Source organism: Chitinophaga varians (genome assembly GCF_014529945.1).
GTDB lineage: Bacteria > Bacteroidota > Bacteroidia > Chitinophagales > Chitinophagaceae > Chitinophaga > Chitinophaga varians.
Genome location: NZ_JACVFB010000002.1, coordinates 302137 through 322998 on the forward strand (window position 1 = coordinate 302137; position 20862 = coordinate 322998).

A 20862-nucleotide genomic window follows, 5' to 3' on the forward strand; every position below is an offset into this window, starting at 1 on the left:
ATAACATGATGCAGATTGCTGTCTCCCCTTTGTCTGAAGCGCTGAAATCAGCCTTACAAGACAAGATCGATCAGAAAACAAAACCGCCCGGTTCTCTGGGCAGGCTGGAACAACTGGCATTACAGGCCGGGTTGATCCAAAACAGCCTTACACCTGAATTACGTCACCCTCATCTTATTGTTTTTGCAGGCGACCATGGCATTGCCGCTGAAGGATTGGTGAATCCCTTTCCACAGGCTGTTACCGCACAGATGGTCTATAATTTCCTGCAAGGCGGTGCCGCCATCAATGTGTTCTGCCGGCAGCATCAATTGCAGCTGACGGTAGTTGATGCCGGCGTAAATCATGAATTCCCGGCGCATCCCCTGCTGCATGACCGTAAGATCGCGTGCGGTACGCAGAACTACCTGCATGGCCCGGCCATGTCGCCCGACCAATGCCGGCTGGCGATGGCTGCCGGTGCGGAGGAAGTGAAACTGGCGCACGACGCCGGTTGTAACATCATTGGCTTCGGCGAGATGGGTATCGGTAACACCTCTTCCGCCGCGCTGCTGATGAGCCATTTTACCGGCATGTCCATCGCCGACTGTGTAGGTACCGGTACCGGCAGTAATGCCCAGCAACTGGCCCAGAAAAAAGCCGTGCTGCAACAGGTGCTGGCCCATCATCTGAAACCACCCACCCCAGCGCTGGCGCTGGCCACTTATGGCGGTTTTGAAATTGCCATGCTCACCGGCGCCATCCTGCAGGCAGCCGCCTTAAAAATGATGGTGGTGATCGACGGATTCATTGTTTCTTCCGCACTGTTGGCCGCCGTAGCCATGCAACCGGCCGTAAAAGACTATTGTGTGTTTGCGCATTGCTCAGAAGAAAAAGGTCATAAGGCCATGTTGCAGTTCCTCGACGTAAAACCGCTGCTGCAGCTGGATATGCGCCTCGGTGAAGGCACCGGCGCCGCCATGGCTATTCCTGTCATCCAAAGCGCTGTACTCTTCCTCCGGGACATGGCCAGCTTTAACAGCGCCCAGGTATCAAACCGTACAATATGAAGAAACAGTGGCAGCTCCTGCTAACCGCCATCATGTTTTACACACGTATACCCGTTACCGTTAGCGCGCCATATAGCCCTGAAATGCTCAACAAAGCCACCCGGTATCTGCCGCTGATAGGCTGGATCACCGGTAGCTTTATGCTGGCCGTACTATATGCTTTCGGCGATATCGCACCCCGGCTGGTAGCAGTATTGTTGTCTATCGTCATCAGCATCTGGGTAACCGGCGCTTTTCATGAAGATGGTTTTGCCGATATGTGTGACGGTTTTGGCGGCGGCTGGACCAAAGAAAAGATACTGGAAATCATGAAAGACAGCCGCATCGGCACCTATGGCATGCTGGGACTGTTGCTGCTGATGACCATGAAATATATCTGCCTGATACCACTCACGCTCAACAAGGTGATGCTGGCGGTGATCATCGCCCAGCCGTTGAGCCGCTTTGTGGCTGTCAGCATTATCTATACCCATCAATATGTCAGGGAAAATGAAGACAGCAAAGCCAAACCGGTATCCAAAGGCATTCTGTTGCCCGATCTGATACTGGCTGGCGTTTTCGGGTTGCTGCCCCTGCTGGCGGTGATTACCCTTACCGGCAATTACGCCCTGTTACTTATACTACCTGCGCTGTTCCTGGTACGCTGGTATATGGCACGCCTGATGAGCAAATGGATTGGTGGTTATACCGGCGACTGTCTTGGGGCGGTACAACAGGTTTCTGAAACAGTCATATATTTGTGCTTTTGCATTCTCGCATGGAAATATACCTCATAAGACATACCACGCCCGCTATTGAGAGCGGCATCTGTTACGGTTTTTCAGACATCGACGTAGCAGATACTTTTGAAACGGAAGCTGCTGCTGTAAAGGCAAAGTTGCCGGAAGGCACTTTCGACGTGTATAGCAGCCCCTTACAACGCTGCCATAAGCTGGCCACTACGCTCTTTGGCAATAATGTGGTTACCGACGAACGACTGAAAGAAATGAATTTCGGCGCCTGGGAAATGCTGGCCTGGGAAGCCATTGGCAAAGAAGAGCTGCAAGTCTGGGCCGACGATTTTGTGCAGGCGAAAGTGCCTCAGGGCGAAAGTTATGAAGAGCTTTATATCCGCACCATGGCGGTTGTAGAAGAAATTATCGAAAAAGGTAACAATGCGGTGCTGGTCACACATGGCGGTGTCATCCGCTCAATCCTCGCCCACGCCACCAATACGCCTCTGGTCGATTCCTTCGACCTGAAGGTCCAATATGGGAGAATTTCACAACTACAAGTAGAGAATGGAGATATAAAAGTTATTTTTTATAATTCGTAATTTATTGTGTTTATGGTGATTATATTAAAATTCTCAAATATCTGGGCAAAAGTCGAAAAAACTCTGATTTCGTGCTAACTTTATGTCTGGAATCGCCGTATATTAAAAGCACACCATAAAAAACAGTTTATAATGGCAACATCACTTTTGAATATTCCGTTTTTGTTTCTGCAGGAAATCGGTATCAAAGAATTACTGCTGATCGCACTGGTAGTTCTCCTCTTGTTTGGTGGTAAAAAGATACCTGAGTTAATGCGTGGTTTGGGTAGTGGCATACGCGAGTTCAAAGATGCCAAAGATGAACCCAAAAAAGACTCTAAAGAAGCGCCGAAAGCATAAAATATTTAGGGATTTTTTGATTTACGATTTTTTGATTTCGTAGATTGATAAAAGCGAAGACCCATGTGAATACAATCGCATTGGTCTTCGTTTTTTTTATTCCCAAAATCAAAAAATCGTAAATCCCAGATTCATTGGTCTTCGTTTTTTTTATCCCCAAAATCAAAAAATCGCAAATCAAAAAATCGTAAATCCTAATTTAAGGCTGTCGCCATTATACTTCTTTTTGAAATACCAGGAAGATACCACCATCATTACAATCCCCGTGACACAGACGCCCAACACAGCATCTCCAAAAAACTGGCTCCACGACGAAGGCATATGGCTGGCATTCTTGAACAACATCACTCCAACGCTGCCCAGATAACCAAAAGAATCGGCCACATACATGATAAAACCTACGTTGCTGGCGTATTTAAATACGGCTATCAGTCGTTCAAAGAAAATACAGTTGAAAGGGATATAACCCATGTATAATCCCAGTCCCGTTAACGTCATCCACCATACCGGGTCCAGGCGGTGTTGCCGGAAAGCCAGCGTGCTAATCAACGCTATCAGGAAACCGGAAATCACGATCACATGGTTCAGCATAAATGCCTGGTAATTATTCTTCACAAAAACCAGCATTCCCATAATCACGATAATGGCAATAGACACGGGTATTTCAGTGCGGGTAAAGATACCGGTATCTCCACCATAACCCAGGTCTTTCCAGATGTCGGCGGCAAAGTTGTCCCGCATATCACGCAGCACGGTCAGGAGCACATAACTGCCAATCAGCAGCACCAGGCCCGGCAGGAACGTCTGTAAAAAACGTTTACGCTCCTGTTTGTTCATCGGCACCCTTTTCGTACGCATCTGCACATCTTCTGCACCCGGCGGCGGTATTTGCTCCAGCAGCAGGATAAAAATGAGGATAGGCACCAGAAACAACAGCCCCGTTACAAAAGGCATCCAGTATTCCGACACATGCCACGACAGGATGGTCATCTTACCGGCGGATTTTACAAAACCAGAAGAGAAAATAAAGCTGATAGATAACACGGCTCCCATAAACTCCGTGCTCCGCCTACCTTCGAGGTAACTGAATACCAGCCCCCAGATCATGCCCAGCGGAAACCCGTTAATAAAGAGAAAGAAGATATTAAATGGCGTCGGCACCAGGGCAAAACCCAGTAAGGCCGCCCACGAAATCAGGATCAGCATAATGATATACTGCGCACGGTTGCTCCCTTTCATTTCCGCGATAAAACGGATGCCATAGAACTTACTGCAGGCATAACCGATCGTCTGGCTGATCACGAGCCATATCTTGTAATCCACGCCCCAAAAGGAAAGCCCTTCAAATATGCCGGCGGTAAATGGTTTCCGGAAAGCATACATGCAGGAATAAGTTCCAAAGGCCACCAGTGCGGCATACAAAGACAAAACAACGTTCGGCGCACGCTCCAGCCGCTTCTGTATCCAGGGAATAGTCAGCATTTCCATTCAATATTTGGGTCAAAGGTGCCTATCCAATGTAAACTAATTGTTAAGCAATACTGAACTAATTGTTAAGTATTACTAAAACAATTACGAATTACAGATTACGAATTACGAAAGGAGGGCTTCCCTACAGAAAGGTTATTTAAGTAACCTGCCCATAAAGAAGCCCTCCTTTCGTAATTCGTAATCTGTAATTCGTAATTTCTATTGCACGAGCCACATGGCGGCGTTGATATCATCGGTGCTACCACCGAACTGGCTCTTCAGTGAAGCGGTCCAGTTAACGGTATTGGCAGATCTTTCTGTATCCGGATATTTGAAACGTTTCGGGAGCACACCGCTGTTGCCCGTCCCAGCACCAGTCAGGAAGGTAGGCACTCCTGTACGGCGCCAGTTGAAATACGCCTCCCAGCCGGAGTTTTCAAAGAAGGCGAGGTATTTCTGCGTCAGGATCTGTGCCAGGCCCTGTGCATTGTTGCCCTGATACTTCACCGTTGCCTGCTGATAATAACCATTCTCAAAGTCAAAAGGGATATCATAACGTGTACCCTTATACGTTTTGTTGACAGTACCTGCTACTTCTGTAGGGATACCATAAAAACTCAGGGAAGCTTTGATACCTTTTTTATACCAGGTCTCCGCATCACCGGTGACCCATCCGCGATTAATAGCTTCTGCCATATTAAAACACAGCTCAGGATAACCGATGATCACACCCGGCTCGGCAGCATAATTGCTATAGTAACGGCTTCTGCTGCGCAGGGAATAAGCGGCAGTATCAACGTTCGACATTTTGGAGGACATATCTTCCTGGCTTTCACCGGAAGAAGCACCCACATACGCCGTGATGTCAGAAGGCAGCTTGTGCAGCTCGTTGATCTGTTTGGTGGCTGGTTCAGCGGTCACATAAGCCCTTGGATCGTTGAGTCCTACCAGTGTATTGAGGTAGGTAGCCGACATATTGTAGCGGGTGGCATCAAAACCGAGGTTATCGGGGTTAGACGGATACTTGTTGATGTTATTGTAGATGAACTGCATGTTGTGGTCCATCGATTCCATCAGTGGATATTTAGCAGGATTACTAACGATATTCTTAAACTGCTGCGCCACGCTAATGTCTGCATCTCCTGATTTTTTACTCAATGCAATCAACACGCGCAAATGGAAGGTGTTTACAGCGCGCTGCCATTTGGCAAGATCATTACCATAGTAAAAATCACCTTTCAGCACCTGTCCTTCTGCTGTATTGGATTTATCAGGGTTCGCTATCTGTGCGCCCAGCTGTGTGTTGGCATCTTCCAGCCATTGCAATATCTGTACGAACACCGCTTTCTGCGCATCGTAAGTTGGCGCGATGTTATCCTTACCCAGCAGGGCAGTTTTCATCGGCACATCGCCTACGAGGCTGGACAGCCGGTAGTAGAAGAAAGCACGGGCAAACTTACCCAGTGCGGTATAAGGATTCACGTCCTTTCCTCCCAGCCGGGCTGCTTCTGCTTCCATCTGCTGTACGTTCGTGAGGGAGAAATAGCTGGCGAAATCAGCACCATTCCAGTCGTAACGCTGATCCCCATAATAGTTATAGTTACAGCAGTCAAACTGGTTCCAGCGCATGACCACGCTCCAGGGTTTATCTGCATTCATATCTCCCAAAACACCTCCCAACACAAGGCTGGGTGGTACTTTAGCGGGTTTATTGGTATTAATGGAATAGTCTTCAAACTTTTTATTGCAACTGCTGAAGGTGATACCAGCCAACGCAGCGAAGGCAACTATTTTCAGTGATTTCATACAATTCATGTTTAAGCGGATCAGAAAGTGAGATTAACGTTAAAACCAAACCGGCGTGTGGTAGGTGTCTGCAGTGTGGAGGAACCCTGATCTGCACTGGGGTATTGGTCCAGGTCCACATCTTTGTTTTTGGCAAAATACAGGAGGTTTCTACCTACAAAAGAAACATTGGCCGTGCGGATAAATGTTCCTTTCAACAGGCGCTCCGGCAGGGTATAACCCAGTGTTACCTCGCGCAGTTTGGCAAAAGTTTTACTGATCAGGTTAGCTTCGTTGGTTTTATAGTATACGCTGATATAATCTTGCAGGAAGGTTTTGGTGGTGTTAGGCGCAAACTGCAATTTATCTGCATTGGTAACATTGCCGTTGTTATCATACTGGATAGGTACGTTGTTGGCGATCACCACACCCTGTCCCTGCCATGATTTCACGCCTTTATAATCCTGGTAACGGGCATCTCCCATAGCGCCTTCTGTCGTCAGAATATTACGGCCGCCACGGAAAGTCTGTTGCTGGATATAGTCGATCATTTCACCACCTACGCGGCCATCGAACTGGAAGCTGAGGTTAAAGCCTTTATAGCTGAAGCTGTTGTTGATACCCCAAACCCAGTCGGCGCTGGCATTACCAAGGTACTGTTGTGTTGGATTAACGATGGGGCGGCCATCAGGACCGTTGATGATCTGACCGTCGGGTGTTCTTACGAATTTGGTACCGAAGAATTTATCAACGCGGTCGCCTACACCGATATAGGCGTTAAGCTTTTGATAGTCGCCGTAGATACTTACGTATTTCTCCTGGAAGGTAGACCAGTTGGCGGTTACCGTCCATGTAAGACCAGACGGGTTTTTAATGGGGGTAGCATTGATGGATACTTCATATCCTGTTTTACGGGTATTGACACCATTCACCAGGTAAGCGGAGTCGCCGGTGCTGGGCGCCAGCAGCAGGCTATAAATGCGGGGACCGTTGAGGTTGGAGAAGTAGGTAGCGTCTACGCCTATACGATTTTTAAGGAACCGTATATCCATGCCCACCTCTGTTACCTTACTGGTAAAAGGCTGCAGGTCAGGGTTGGCGATCACGCGGGTATAATAAGCTGCGGCCTGGTTGCCATACACCGGTGATACGCTGTATACCGGCATATTATAACGGGGACCATCATACGAAGACTGATATTCTGTACCATAACCCAGCGGATAGTTGGCCTCCGGCGTAGCACCGATAGTAGGTACGGTGAAACCGCCTTTTACGTTGGCATAAGAGCCCCGGAATTTCAGGAAGGAGATCACCTCCGGCAGGTGCACGTAATCAGATACCACGGTGCTGAGTGAAACAGACGGGTAGGAATAGGTGTTATGTGTCACAGGCAGATTGGAAGCTTTGTCCAGCCTGTCGGTCAGGGACACCGTGGCGTATTTGCCCAGGTCGATGTCCACATAACCGTAAGCACTGAGCACCAGCATCGGTGCGCTGTAACTGGTAGCATACAATGGATCGCGGGAGTTTCCGAAGCCATACCATCCCGGAGCGTTCAGGTAGTTGGTGGAAACGAAGCTGGAATTATATTTATACGAGCGGGCATTTCCACCTATGGATGCTCTCACACCAATTTTGTGAGGGAACAGGTTGGAATAGGACACCATCACGTCTGTATTGTTTTCGTACAGGGAACGTTTGTCTTCGCGGTAGTCGCCTTTTCCTTCTTCACGACCGTAAGGGTGTGCAGAATATGGCATTTTTTCTGTGCGGATCAGGTCGTAGCTGGTCACCTGTGTACGGGCCATCAGCTCCAGTTTATCAGACAGTTTGTAAGTCAGTTTAGCATAACCGTTGAGGTCTGTTTTGTGGTGCCCGCGTAACCATTCGTACGCCATGAACCAGGGGTTATGATAACGTTGGTATTCGGCGTAGATGGACTGGATACCTTCTTTTCCGGGCTGCCAGTAGTTGCGCATATCGTCCATGCTCCAGTCGGCGCCAGCCCAGATAACGGTATTATAGATAAGGCTGTTAGGGCCATAGGTCACATCCGGGAAGTTATCGCTGGACTGACGGTTATAGTTCAGATAACCTTCCAGGCGCAGTTTGGGTGAAAAGCTATATCCTGCGGAGATATTAAAGTTCACGATATCCAGTGCTGTGTTAGGCACAATCCCTTTCTGGTAGGAATTGGACAGGGAGAAGCGCAGGTCGGCTTTATCAGTATGGGCAGAAACAGCGAGGTTGTTGGTGCTGAGCATGCCGGTGCGCAGGAAGCGTTGCAGGTTATTTTTACCGCGTGCAGTCCAGGGTGTGCCGGTGCGTTTGCCGGTAGCGGGATCAATAGGACTATCGTATTGTGGAATGAGCTGGCCTTCGAATTTGGGTCCCCATACATCGTAGTCAGCGTCGTTTACACCAGCGCCTTTACCGTCTACGAACGCGTATTTGCCGTGGTCGCCGGGACCGTAGAGGTCCTGCACCTTTGGAATAGCATTGAAGCCTCTTTCAAACATGGTGCTGGAGTTGAATTCGATGGAGTACCCTCTTTTATCTTTTGAGCCTTTTTTAGTGGTGATCATGATCGCGCCGTTGAGGCCACGGGAGCCGTAGAGCGCAGAGGCAGTAGCTCCTTTCAGGACGGTATAGCTTTCGATATCATCCGGGGAGATGTTCCAGGTATCGGAATTGATAGGCACACCATCCACCACGTAGAGGTTGATGTTATTGCCACGGAGCTGTACCAGCGGAGCAGCCAGCAGTTCAGCAGAAGCGCCTACGGTGAGGCCAGCTACCTTCCCTACGAGACCGTTTACAGGGTTGGGTTCCCGGGCTTTTACGAGGTCGGCTCCTTTTACTTCCTGTACGGCGTAGCCTACTCTTTTTACTTCTTTACGTATGCCCAGTGCCGTTACCACTACTTCATCGAGTGCTTTTTTATCCAACTGCAGCAGCACGGATACGAAGTTGTGATTGTTGACCGGGTATTTACCGGTGAGAAAGCCGATAGAGCTTACTTCCAGGATATCGGTACCGTTGGCGGAGATACTGAAGTTACCGTTGGCATCGGTAACAGCGCCTCTGTGGGCGCCGACTACTTTCACCGTAGCGCCTATGACCGGTTGGTTATCTCCGGCGGAAAGGACTTTTCCGGTGATCGCTTGTTGAGCTGTTGCTGTTGTTACGGTCAGCAAAAGCAGTAGCAGGGCACATAACTGCGTAAGTGCCTGTCGTAGGTTTGATTGCATGGCAATTTAGATTAAGGGGGGTAATGTTTATTACCATGCAAAGGTTAAGTTCGAATATGACGGGAATGTTAAGTTATACTAAATTTAACGTTAAGTATTTGTATATGATTCGTCAAAAAAGTTTACTATTACTTTTCACTTTCGAGGAAGAAATAAACGACAAGAATCTGTGCGGTGTCTTCACCGATATTAGCGGGTTTGTGGCCCAGGCGGCCGTCGAAGAAGAGGGAGTCGCCTTCTTCAAGGATGTATTTTTCGTTATCGATCAGGTATTCCACCTTGCCTTTGATGATATATTTATATTCATAGGCATCGGTCTTCACGATCTGAGAGCGGCGGGCGCCTTTTTTTAATTCCAGCATCACGATATCCACCGGGAAATGTTTTACATTTTTGGTGAGGATCCTTTTATACTGGAATCCTTTAGCCGGCTCTTTTTCGAACTCCTGATAGGAGGATTTCTGTTTGATGATGACCTTGGATTGTTGTGACTGCTGGTCTATTTCATTGAAGAATTCGTTGAGGTCGAGGTTCAGTGCACGGATAATATTAATGAGTACCAGCAGGGAGGGCACGGTGCGGTTGTTCTCAATCTGAGAGATAAGGCCTTTGCTGACTTCCGCTTTGTCAGCCAGTTCCTGTATGGTAATGCCTTTGGCTTTCCGCTTTTCCTTGATCCTGTTACTGATCTGAATGATAATATCCTCGGTCATATAGGTCGGTCTTGGGACAAATATAGGGAGAGAAAGCTAATGCATTACGTTATATATTTGTCGCATGTTCAGTATCGACCAAATTCTAGCCATCGCGTTCACGTTATTTGCCGTAATAGACATCGTTGGCTCTATCCCTGTGCTGGTATCCCTGAAGGAAAAACTGGGGCATATAGATGCCGGCAAAGCCACCCTGGCGTCAGGCTTCCTGATGGTACTGTTTCTGCTGGTGGGCGAGCAGTTTCTTCGCCTGTTCAGCGTAGACGTACATTCATTCGCGGTAGCCGGCTCCATCGTTATCTTCGTGATAGGCCTGGAGATGATCCTCGGGCTGGAACTTTTCAAGAGTGGCCAGGATGTCAAATCCGGTAGTATTGTGCCCATCGCTTTCCCCATGATAGCAGGTTCCGGGACACTGACCACCATTATGTCGCTCAAAGCCAACTTCGGGGAATATAATATTCTCGCCGGCATCGTACTGAACCTGCTCATTGTTTTTCTGGTCCTGAAGAGTCTGAATTACATAGAACGCTTGCTGGGAAAGGCCGGACTGATGGTGCTGCGTAAGTTTTTCGGGGTTATCCTGCTGGCCATCGCGGTAAAAATTTTTAAAAGTAATATCAATCTTTAACGTAATTTGGGATTATTCCGGAGAAAATGTAACTTCGCGTTCCCTTTTGGCCTCGTAGTACAATGGATAGTATAAGAGTTTCCGAAGCTCCAGATTCAAGTTCGATTCTTGACGAGGCTACTAAAAACTTAATTCGCCCAAACTTAGCTTTACTAAGTTTGGGCGTTTTTCATTTATGGACGTGGGTTTCAGAGGAAAGAACGGTAAAAGGGAGTAAAGAGAAATTAAGCAAAAATATCCCCAAAACCTTCCCCACTTTCCCCAAGACTTTCCCCAAAAGTTGTAGCCCTACAGGGCTATTTTGCCGGGAAACGCCCTTTATACTTCCCCATGTACAGGTAAATATTCGTTAACCCTAAACCCTATCGAATGGAAGTAAAGTATTACCTGAAAAGGCCTAAGGCCGCAGAAAGCACCATTTTCGCCAATATCTGTTATGAGGGCATGACCCTTCGTTATTACCTGTCAGAAAAACTACCTACAGACTGTTGGGATAAAACATTACAGCGGGCGCAAAAGGCCAGTAAGATATTTCCCGAATACCCTGAGTTTAACGCCCGGCTTGACTTTTTAGATCATACCATAAAAAGCACCTACCGCAAATACAGGAACGACCATCAACACAAAATACCAGCACCTGAAGAATTGAAAGAGCTGCTGGATTTGGTTACCGGTAAAAAGGAGATAGAGCGGGTTACCTTTTTCTCCTACTTCGAGGACTTCAATGCCCGGTCGGAGAAAGGGGAACGTATCAGCCCTAAAACGAAGCAGAAGACCTCCCCCAATACCAACAAAGGGTATTTGACCACGCTAAACCACCTCAAAGCATTTCAGCAGCAGTACAGCCGGAAAGTGGATTTTTCCACCATAGATATACGCTTTCACAGTGACTACATCAGTTATCTAACCTCCACGGTTAAACTGAGCATTAATACCATCGGTGATCACATCAAACGGATTATCACCGTTATGGGGGAAGCAAAAAGCCGGGGTATCGAGGTTTGCAACGACTTTGAGAGTGCCTATTTTTTCAAACCGCATGAAGAAACGGACAGTATATACCTGAGCGACACAGAATTAAAGCTAATCGAGGGTCTTGATCTGTCCGGCAATTCCAAGTTAGCACGCGTCCGGGACATGTTTTTGATTGGTTGTAATACCGGCCTGCGGTTTTCCGATTATACCGTCCTGCGACAGGAACATATCAAAGATGACCTGATAGAAATCAGGCAGGCTAAAACACTAAACAAGGTCGTTATACCTATTCATCCGGTAGTCAAAACCATACTAGAAAAGTATGACTATTGCCTCCCCCGGAAAATCAGTAATCAGAAAATGAATGATTATTTGAAGGAAATAGGCAAACTAGTACCGGAACTGAAGACCCAGGTAACAATGACCTATACTAAAGGCGGGAACAAGATTATCCAGTCTTATCCAAAATCGGCATTGATCAGCACCCACACTGCCCGCCGGAGCTTTGCCACAAATGAGTATTTGGCCGGAACACCGGTTGTTACTATCATGGCCATTACTGGCCATAGAACAGAAAAGGCGTTTTTACGGTATATCAAACTGACTTCTACGGAACATGCGAAGCTGTTAAAAATGCATTGGGAGAAAAGGAACCTATTAAGGGTGGTGTAAAATGCAGATAGAATGCGTAGAGGGGTTTTAATATAGATAGAGAATGCAACCCCTCAAAATGGAAGATATAGAATTGATTTTTCACCGGGCCGGTATACTCCTGAGAGACCTGACAGCTGTAGCGAAATCATTGCAGGACATGTCAAAACAAGTGTATACCGGCTCTTATACTCTGGATACCTTAACAGCAGACCTCCACGGCCGCCAACCGGAAGCCTATCAAAAAATGTTTACTGTTGAGAAAGCAGGTATACTCCATGATTTGAAAAAGCACATCCGGCAACACCTGTTGATTGAGACGGATGATAACCGGATTCACAACTATCTGTTTCTGCTTTTAAAGCTCTATACAGAACTTAGGTACAGCCTGCAAGCCGTCAAGATTCTACAGCAGAGGAACGCCGCTATCTTTGATGAACACGTTTCCACCAACTACAAATCACAGCTGGAAACGATGCAGGTAATTCCTGACTGCTTACCGCTTACTGATTTGGGCCAGCTGGTCACGTTAACCGGGTTTTATCTGATGGTGGCGGTCGATCTTCCCAAAGCCATGCTACGAACTGTTCGCCTCGAATTTTGCCTAAAGGCAGAGGATATAAAAGCCATGTTTGACAGGGACACGACCGGCACCATCCCAGTGGCCCTGCACCGGCTTAAAAGGATACTTTCCCAACCTTCTGAACCAGCCCAGGCCATCCCTAATGGCTTTCTAAAAATACCATGGGCCGGTAACCTGAAGCAGTTTGCAGAACTGGTAACAGAACTGGAAAGAAAAGGATGGATAAAGCCGATAGCACACGGAGAACTACAGTCGACGGTGACTACCCTGCTTCACTGCTTTGACTTGTCTGCTACTCAGCGAAAGGAAGACAGCAACACGGCAAACTGTCTGCTACAATACCTAAAGCCTTCGGAGCGGGAGTTGAAAATCTATACCAAACGTTATACCCGCAAGTTTTCCGATATATTGTGGAACTTAATCGTAAAGTAGTTACAAACTAGTTACGGTAATTGCTGCGCCTTTACCGCTGTTGTTCCTTTGCACTGAAACAAAGATTAGTGCAAATGACACATGTGGTATTATCATCTATTCCGGTAGATGAGTTAAAGGAAATGATTGCAGCAGTTGTTAACCAGGAACTAACCAAACATCTCCCTCCTGCCAACCAATCACCCATCAGTAATGACCTACTAACGCGCAAAGAAGCCGCCCGGCTATTGGGCATCTCCTTGCCTACCCTCCTGGACTATACGAAACTAGGAAAGATTACCGGCTACCGGCTCGGGACAAGGGTACGTTACAAACGTTCAGAGCTTGAACAGGCCCTAACACAAATCAAGGCTGCTAAATTAAATGGGGGGTATCATGGCAAAAAGTAAAACTACGACTCCCCTACCCAGCCCCACTTTTCCGGAAATCATTGAACCGTTGACAGTAGCCGACATACTGGAACACAGCCGGGAACTACTGGCCCAGGGAAAACCGGTAGCTCACGAACTGATTTTAAACCGGCTATTGGAAAAGATAGAGCCGGTAGATTTTATGGGGATGGCTTTTTCCCATGCTGAAGAGTTGCGGGGAGATTTGAAGGTACTGGAACTAATGTTGGTCAACGAAGACGGAACCGTCAAAGACGATGAGGGCATCAGGGAAAAAGCCAATAACCTCCGTGAGCTGATAGCCAAATGTAGGCTTAAACAGGCCCATTACCTGATTATCTGTATTGAGGAAATATTGAGGGTGGCCACCGTCAACCGTTGGGGAATATGCCAGCACCAGGGCTTCATCTACCTATACAATGGTGCCTACTGGTCACAGTTTGATACCAATGAACTAAAAGCGTTCCTTGGGAAATGCGGTGAAAAAATGGGGATAGACAAGTTTAAAAGCCGGTTCTATATGTTCCGTGATCATCTGCTGAAACAGTTCTATGATACGGCCCATCTACCCAGCCCACTAATGCCGGACAATGTTGTTTCTATCAACCTGCAAAACGGCACGTTTGAGATAACACCGGACGGCACCCGGTTGCGCGGCTTCAGGCATGAGGATTTTATAACCTACCAGTTGCCATTCTCTTTTGACGAGGCTGCAACAGCACCACTTTTCACACAGTACCTAAATACGGTATTGCCGGATATACAACGTCAAAGGGTATTAGCAGAATACATCGGGTATTTGTTCATCCATCCCGGCACCCTCAAACTGGAAAAATCACTCCTGCTATATGGTTCAGGAGCTAACGGCAAGTCTGTGTTCTTTGAGGTCATAAACGCTCTTTTAGGCACTGAAAACGTCTGTAACTATAGTCTGCAAAGCCTCACCGACACTACAGGCTATTTCCGGGCTAAATTGGCCAATAAACTGGTAAACTATGCCAGCGAAATCAACGGAAATCTGGAAGCGTCCATCTTTAAGCAACTGGCCAGCGGGGAGCCGGTAGAAGCCCGGCAGCCATACGGACAGGCTTTCAACCTTACCCATTATGCCAAGCTCATATTTAACTGCAATGAACTGCCAAAAGCCGTAGAACACACACACGCCTTCTTCCGGCGTTTCCTAATCATTCCGTTTGACGTAACTATTCCGCCGGAGGCCCAAGATAAGGAACTATCAAAAAAGATCATTCAACAGGAGCTTTCCGGGGTTTTTAATTGGGTGTTGGCCGGGCTCCACCGCCTACTGAAGCAAAAAAATTTTTCCGACTGCGATGCGGCGAAACAGCAGTTACAGCAGTATCAACGGCAATCTGACAGCGTGTTGATGTTCCTTGAAGAGGAAGGCTACAAACCGTCTCAAATCGGTTTCCTTCCACTGCAACAGCTATACACCCTCTACAAAATATTCTGTGCCGACAACGGCTACCGCCTCTGCTCTAATAAAACCGTTAGCGAAAGGCTACGTAGCCATGGCTATGAAATGGAGCGAAAAACACCGGGTATGGTGGTCTACTTAGAAAAATAATCTTTTCCCCTGCTACATATGCTACATATCCTACATGATGCTGGACGCTTTATGTAGCATATGTAGGATATGTAGGGCATAAAAACCTTTTTTATGAATGCTTACCGGTATACGCTGGAAAGAGGCAACAAAAAACATGTCTGCCCTGGCTGTGGAAGGAAACGGTTTGTAAGGTTCATTGATACCGAAACCGGAGAGTATCTACCGACTGAATATGGCCGGTGTGACCGGGAGGTGAATTGTGGCTATTTCCACAAACCGGATTATGGCACAATGGCACAGATAGAAACAGGCGAAAACCGTTGGGAGCGGCCTGTTAGCTATGGTCACCACTACAAAAGGCAGGAGTACAGGAAACAAGAAATCAGAAAGCCGCCTGTTTACATTCCCCATAGTGTACTGAACCAAAGCCAACAGGGATACGAAACCAATCAGTTTGTAATCTACTTGCATTCTCTTTTCGGTGCTTACATCACCCATGAACTGATTCACCGATACCGTATAGGCACCTCCGGTAGCCGTTGGCCCGGAGCCACTGCATTTTGGTGGATTGACGTATCCGGCAACGTAAGGGCCGGACAGGTAAAACAGTTTGACCATGCTGGCCATACTGCCAAATCAATAGATGGTGGCTCCCGGACAACCTGGATACACAGCATTTTGAAGTATAATCATGAATCCAGGCAAGAAAGCCTGCCCCTCTGGTTGTCCGCTTATTTGGAGCAGGGCGGGAGCTTTGTGAGCTGCCTGTATGGGGAGCATCTTTTAACGGAGAACACAGGTAAGCCTGTTGCTATTGTGGAAGCGCCGGCAACGGCCATCGTTGCCAGTATATACCTTCCGGCTTTCGTATGGCTGGCGGTTGGTAGCCTGTCTTACCTTACTACTGAACGGTGTCAGGCGCTAGCCGGTAGACAGGTGTTTCTTTTCCCTGATCTTTCAGCAGACGGCCGGGCGTTTACCTTATGGAACAACAAAGCCCAAGAGCTGGCCAGTATTGCCAGCGTTGTAGTATCTGACCTGTTGGAACGCTGTGCTACGACAACAGAGCGCGCGCAAGGGCTGGATTTGCGGGATTATCTGACCCGGTTCGATTACCAACAATTTCAGCCAGCGCCACCGGCAGAGAACAAACACACGCTTACTATTGATGGCGAGGAGCAAGACATCAATGCTATTGCAGTTATAACGGAAATTGACGGTTATAAACTTGTGACCTACATGTTAAGAAATGCTAAGGTTTGCGACGTTTTATACACCGCTGCCGGCGAACTAGTCCCTCAGTCAGATGATTTTTCCCAAGTCATATTCGCGCTTATAGGAAAAGTGTTCAAACCGGGGAAGTTAAACGGCGTTGGCTGCCTCTTACTACCATTCAAAAACTGTTAGAAGATGTAACATAATATGACACCATTTGAGGCTATTCAATATTTAATAGCCTCAAAAAACATATGATTTATGCCCTTTACTACTACGTTTATTAGCCTGTCATAAATAGATTATCAAAAAGCAATCATACTTCATCATAACCCACCAATCAAGGGTTTGCAATGGTCTTTTTATTTAATTAAAGCGTTAAAAGGAATACCAATTTTGAATTTTGCGCTAAAACTTTCCCAAACATTAGTATTAAATTGACTATTCACAATGCCACATTGAATACCGACAGTACCTTTACTGATTGACTCATCAGTTATTAGTCGAAAAATAGGACCAATGAGTGCGGTAAAACTAGATGGATAAATCTGGTAGGTTACTTCTTTAGGGAGACTTGGTGCTAAATTTGCGCTAAAAGTTACATCAAGCCCTACTTGCTTTCTGGCCGCAAATAACCAACTAATGTAGACGTTAGGTTCAAAACTCCAAATATTGGCCTTTAAAGCACTATACTTCCCGATAGTAGAAATATTTTCATCTGCAATATATATATCCTTATCACTTGGATTATATACTGCTTTGGGCTTCGCGTATATACTGTTATCTAAATAGCTACCTTTTGAGAAATTCAAAACCGCCCTAGCGTACCATAAAGTCCTTTTTGTTGACCTTATCCAATTTCCATTCACCCCAACTAGTAGTTTCAATTGATTCTTTTTACCATAAAGAGATTTAAACTCCTTTGGCACAGAATCAATTAAATTGATTGAATTATTGCTTATTGAGAAGTTAGGGCCAATCCAAAAGAATTGATACCCTGTTCGAACATTTTGAAGAACTTCCCAATTAGCAAGGTCATTTCCAAGTTTTCGATAAAAAAAACTGGTATCATTTATCCGCTGGGGAATTATAAGACTGTCATTCAATAAAAATTGCTCGAACCTTGTTTTAGTACTGTCTATTCTGGAAATGACATAATTTGACGAATCTAAAGACAATTTCAAGGAATCTTCCAATAAGTTAATTTTCGCCTTTAACGTATCCCGAGGTGGGTTTTGCTTGATTATGTTCTTATAGGACTCAATTATTTTTCTTAGTTGACTTATCCTTCTGATACGAATTTTATCACAAGAATCTGCGTCATAAAAAATGGTTTTTTTAAATGCCCAAGAGTAGCCAATGTTCAAGCCAGTTTCGCTTGCCCAACTACCATTCGAATAAATACCTAAAATACCATTACTGCCTTTAGAAAAGACGCCTCCGCTGTAAAAATGCGAAAAAGCATTATTAGGTCGCCATATGTAGTTAATGTTTATTGAACTTTTATTTGCATCAGTTATAAAAGAAGCAGAAGTTGAGTTCTGTGGCAGATTACTACTACCGACAAACACATTACTTAAAATTGGTTTATAAAGTGAGTCAAATGCGGGACTAGTCACGATACTTGTCGGTTTATCAGAACGTGTGTTGGCAGAAGTATAATCTTTCTTACACACTATACTATTGTTTATTTTCTTTGCTACATAAAAATAGGTACTCCATAATTTTCCAGTATCGCTTGATACTTGAGTAAAGGCAACAGTAGGAGCTACGGCGAATAGGGAACAAATTAATAGTTTCTTCATTTGAGGTAATAATTAAGTTAGGGATTAGTGCAATTAGATAACAGACAGGTAAACAAATTAGTATTTTATTTAATCAAATCAAAAAAGTACTTTCTAGTGGTTATTAAAATGTCTCTGAGGGCTTTATCACCGATCTATACAGTGGTTGAATCGCTAAGGGCATACGATCACTATCAAACAATATCAACAATAAAATAGCACAGAAAATACGGCAATGAGGAAGATTAAATCTTCACATTCCCTAATGATTTAGGTTTCTACAAAAACGAATTATGGCAAGAATTGGAACATACCCAACAACATTTGAGGACAGGAAATCGATATCCATATCAGACCTCCGTAAGTGGGAGTATTTACAGCCTGATAGCTGGCGTAGTGGCACCCTGAGTTGGAGCCGTGGCGGCACGGTACACAGTCAGATAAGCATCTGTGTAGATATGGTCACAACCGGGCCGTATTTAGAGCTGTCCTACAACTGGCAGGGGCAGTCTATCCGCTACAAGGTCAACCTAACGGCCCTCACCAGCAACTTAGGAGCCGGTAACGTCTGGTACTTCATCTGCCCGGTTACAGGTAACCGCTGCCGGAAGCTATATTTTAAAAACGGCTATTTCCAATATAGAGGGGAAGGGTATTACGAAAAGCAGATTCAGTCGAAGTATTCCCGACATTTAGAAAAGACCTACGGCGTTGTATTTAAAGCTGATAAATTACGTGAGCAGGTATATAGCAGACATTTCAGAAAATTCTATAGTGGCAGGGTAACAAAACGATATGCTCAAATACTTAAACAGCTGAAGGCTGCCGAAAATGTAAGCGAAAAACATTTGATAAGTCTCCTTGTTAAATAGCATTGGACATTGTTCTTGAGGTTCACACTCTTTCTCCTATTTCTTTTTTATCTTCAATTTGCGATAAAGCAATTTGTTAAGCCCAGTTACTGAAAAAATGGTTTTTTCAAATGCGAAGAAAAAACTAAACATATAAACATATCTAATTACATATTCTCCCAGCCAACGTTGAAATGGTTTTGAATTATCAATGTGGATATGAATATACTTTAGACCGGAGGCTGTAATAAATATAAGGGCAGCATGAAAGGCAAGCGCCCCGAAACGCACGATATCATCGTGCAACTGTGATTCGGTTTGACGATCAAGCCTTCCAGCCCAGGAAAACGACAATGATGAGATTCCAGCCAATACAGCAAATCCAATATTTGTGACATTTGTTGTGTCTTTGACTGGATTGTAAAAGTCCTCTAGTAAAAAGAAACATCCTATAATCAGCATAAAGATAAGAGGTATCCAAATTATCAGAAGCCCATCAAACGTGATTGTATCAGCTGATTTATTTAATAGATTCTCCCATCTTCTAAAAACAACAAATACACGTTTTTCCTTAAAATACATGTTTCTATTCATACGTAACCTCAGTTACTTTGTAGTTATCACTGAGTATTCGGTTTGTGATTTTTCAATGCCAACTCGATCAACACTTGTACTTTACAGCCAATAAGCTTAGATAACTTAATCAATTCATGTAGATTAAACAGGCTATGGTCTTTCATTCTCTTTTGGAGACTGTAGTAATTCAAGTTGATATCCGTTGCCACCACAGATGGAGGAACAATATCAAATATCTCATTGAAATTGTTGATTCCTTTCGCCTCCAGCAGCTTATTTATAGTAGCATATCGTTTATCCTTCATGGTCATACAACATATGACCTAAAGTAATATTATATATCGTTTTTGTCTTTAAATTGTTATATTAATAACCAATATACTACGTTTTAAATTAAAATATTTCGTTTTGTAGTTTTTATTATTGTCGCTATATTTAGGCAGTATTCAGTTTCAGTCAATGAAATAACGGATTATGATATAAATACTTGATAAAAAATATAGCTTTGCGACAATCAAATTATTGACGCATTGCCATCACTCTTTTCTCTTTGCGCTTTGGCGAGGCAAGAGAAACAGGAGGCGATGCTCGCACCTTATGGCGCGGGTATTCGCTTGTTAATGGCCTGGCCTCGCCAAAGCGCACAGGTACATGACAAGTAGAGCCCGCGCCCTTTTTATACCTACTCCCGGCGCGTTCCACCTCACCAAACCTCACTTACACCATGGACGCTCAAACCGCCGCTAAAACCCTTAGACCCAAAATCTCCACTGAGATGATCATCGGTTTTCAATTTGGACTGTTCCTGTGCACGGCCGTGGCACTGGCTTTCAGCATCTGGATTATCAATGAACAGGACATCTTTATCCACAATCTCTTACTAGACCTATCCCAAAAAATAGTCTCAAACAGATAATCAATTCAGTTATGAAAATAGATATACTCCTAATTGACAGCGCGACAGCCTGCGCCTGTAGCAGCTGTTTTACTCCACATTTGATAGAGAAGGGCTATATAGTAGACAGACGGCAGGAACCGTATTCTAGTATGGAATCTCTTAAAGACCCGGAGCGGGAATATAGTATGGTCATTGTCCATGAAACTGTTTTAACGCATTCCTTGCGGCTCGTCAGGAAGATACGGGAACAAAACAGCACTATTCCGATCATCGTAATAACCTACATCAATAGAGGCCCGACGGATATAGATGCTATCTATAGAGCCGGGGCAAATGACTTCGTAGTTAAACCAGCATGCGGCCCCGCTTTGCTGGAAACGACTATTCG

The 20862-nt window shown here is 45.4% G+C and carries 17 protein-coding genes and 1 tRNA gene; 12 read left to right on the plus strand and 6 right to left on the minus strand.

Annotated elements, in window-relative coordinates; all coding sequences use genetic code 11:
• Positions 1-5: 5 nt before the first annotated feature.
• The 4 genes from cobT to ICL55_RS08985 all read left to right on the plus strand — a co-directional run bounded on the left by cobT (position 6) and on the right by ICL55_RS08985 (position 2703).
• Positions 6-1049, plus strand: coding sequence for a nicotinate-nucleotide--dimethylbenzimidazole phosphoribosyltransferase (cobT, locus tag ICL55_RS08970; protein WP_188096206.1), 1044 nt, complete (start codon positions 6-8; stop codon positions 1047-1049).
• Positions 1046-1825 carry an adenosylcobinamide-GDP ribazoletransferase gene (locus tag ICL55_RS08975; RefSeq protein ID WP_188096208.1) on the plus strand — a complete coding sequence of 260 codons (780 nt, stop codon included), beginning with the start codon at positions 1046-1048 and terminating at the stop codon, positions 1823-1825. Before cobT ends, ICL55_RS08975 begins: the two co-directional genes overlap by 4 nt.
• Positions 1807-2364: an alpha-ribazole phosphatase gene (cobC, locus tag ICL55_RS08980; protein WP_188096210.1), complete on the plus strand. Its 558-nt coding sequence runs from the start codon at positions 1807-1809 to the stop codon at positions 2362-2364. The genes ICL55_RS08975 and cobC overlap by 19 nt, the downstream gene beginning before the upstream one ends.
• 132 nt (positions 2365-2496) lie before the next feature.
• Positions 2497-2703 (plus strand): Sec-independent protein translocase subunit TatA/TatB, encoded by a 207-nt coding sequence (locus ICL55_RS08985; protein ID WP_169222999.1) that lies wholly within the window; start codon positions 2497-2499, stop codon positions 2701-2703.
• A 177-nt stretch (positions 2704-2880) separates the two neighbouring features.
• Here the strand turns inward: ICL55_RS08985 and ICL55_RS08990 are convergent, their stop codons facing one another.
• From ICL55_RS08990 to ICL55_RS09005, 4 genes are all read right to left on the minus strand, one after another.
• A complete protein-coding gene (locus ICL55_RS08990) occupies positions 2881-4185 on the minus strand; it encodes a DUF5690 family protein (RefSeq protein WP_188096212.1) in 1305 nt (434 codons plus the stop codon).
• Between the two features lie 207 nt (positions 4186-4392).
• Entirely contained in the window at positions 4393-5979 is a 1587-nt protein-coding gene (locus ICL55_RS08995; protein ID WP_188096214.1) for a SusD/RagB family nutrient-binding outer membrane lipoprotein, read from the minus strand.
• Between the two features lie 20 nt (positions 5980-5999).
• Positions 6000-9209, minus strand: a complete 3210-nt coding sequence (locus ICL55_RS09000; RefSeq protein WP_188096217.1) for a SusC/RagA family TonB-linked outer membrane protein — start codon at positions 9207-9209, stop codon at positions 6000-6002.
• Positions 9210-9337: 128 nt separating this feature from the next.
• The gene (locus tag ICL55_RS09005; RefSeq protein ID WP_188096219.1) at positions 9338-9922 is read right to left on the minus strand and encodes a helix-turn-helix domain-containing protein; all 585 of its coding nucleotides are present in this window, start codon (positions 9920-9922) and stop codon (positions 9338-9340) included.
• A gap of 64 nt (positions 9923-9986) precedes the next feature.
• Between ICL55_RS09005 and ICL55_RS09010 the strand changes: the two genes are divergently transcribed.
• The 7 genes from ICL55_RS09010 (at position 9987) to ICL55_RS09040 (ending at position 16557) form a co-directional block, all read left to right on the plus strand.
• Positions 9987-10553: a MarC family protein gene (locus ICL55_RS09010; protein WP_168871203.1), complete on the plus strand. Its 567-nt coding sequence runs from the start codon at positions 9987-9989 to the stop codon at positions 10551-10553.
• A 48-nt stretch (positions 10554-10601) separates the two neighbouring features.
• A tRNA-Arg gene (locus ICL55_RS09015) sits at positions 10602-10673 on the plus strand.
• A gap of 249 nt (positions 10674-10922) precedes the next feature.
• Positions 10923-12200: a site-specific integrase gene (locus tag ICL55_RS09020; protein ID WP_188096221.1), complete on the plus strand. Its 1278-nt coding sequence runs from the start codon at positions 10923-10925 to the stop codon at positions 12198-12200.
• 43 nt (positions 12201-12243) lie between these two features.
• Positions 12244-13194, plus strand: a complete 951-nt coding sequence (locus tag ICL55_RS09025) for a hypothetical protein (RefSeq protein ID WP_188096222.1) — start codon at positions 12244-12246, stop codon at positions 13192-13194.
• A gap of 74 nt (positions 13195-13268) precedes the next feature.
• Complete coding sequence (locus ICL55_RS09030; RefSeq protein WP_246496290.1) at positions 13269-13583, plus strand: helix-turn-helix domain-containing protein; 315 nt, start codon at positions 13269-13271, stop codon at positions 13581-13583.
• The gene (locus ICL55_RS09035) at positions 13570-15168 is read left to right on the plus strand and encodes a DNA primase family protein (RefSeq protein WP_223151398.1); all 1599 of its coding nucleotides are present in this window, start codon (positions 13570-13572) and stop codon (positions 15166-15168) included. The genes ICL55_RS09030 and ICL55_RS09035 overlap by 14 nt, the downstream gene beginning before the upstream one ends.
• Positions 15169-15261: 93 nt before the next feature.
• The gene (locus ICL55_RS09040) at positions 15262-16557 is read left to right on the plus strand and encodes a DUF6371 domain-containing protein (protein WP_188096224.1); all 1296 of its coding nucleotides are present in this window, start codon (positions 15262-15264) and stop codon (positions 16555-16557) included.
• Between the two features lie 170 nt (positions 16558-16727).
• Here the strand turns inward: ICL55_RS09040 and ICL55_RS09045 are convergent, their stop codons facing one another.
• Positions 16728-18170: a hypothetical protein gene (locus ICL55_RS09045; RefSeq protein WP_188096226.1), complete on the minus strand. Its 1443-nt coding sequence runs from the start codon at positions 18168-18170 to the stop codon at positions 16728-16730.
• Positions 18171-18442: 272 nt separating this feature from the next.
• On the opposite strand from ICL55_RS09045, the gene ICL55_RS09050 reads away from it, so the two are divergent.
• Entirely contained in the window at positions 18443-19021 is a 579-nt protein-coding gene (locus ICL55_RS09050; RefSeq protein ID WP_188096228.1) for a hypothetical protein, read from the plus strand.
• Positions 19022-19057: 36 nt separating this feature from the next.
• On the opposite strand, the gene ICL55_RS09055 is transcribed toward ICL55_RS09050, so the two are convergent.
• Positions 19058-19594 (minus strand): hypothetical protein, encoded by a 537-nt coding sequence (locus tag ICL55_RS09055; RefSeq protein WP_188096230.1) that lies wholly within the window; start codon positions 19592-19594, stop codon positions 19058-19060.
• Positions 19595-20862: the final 1268 nt, after the last annotated feature.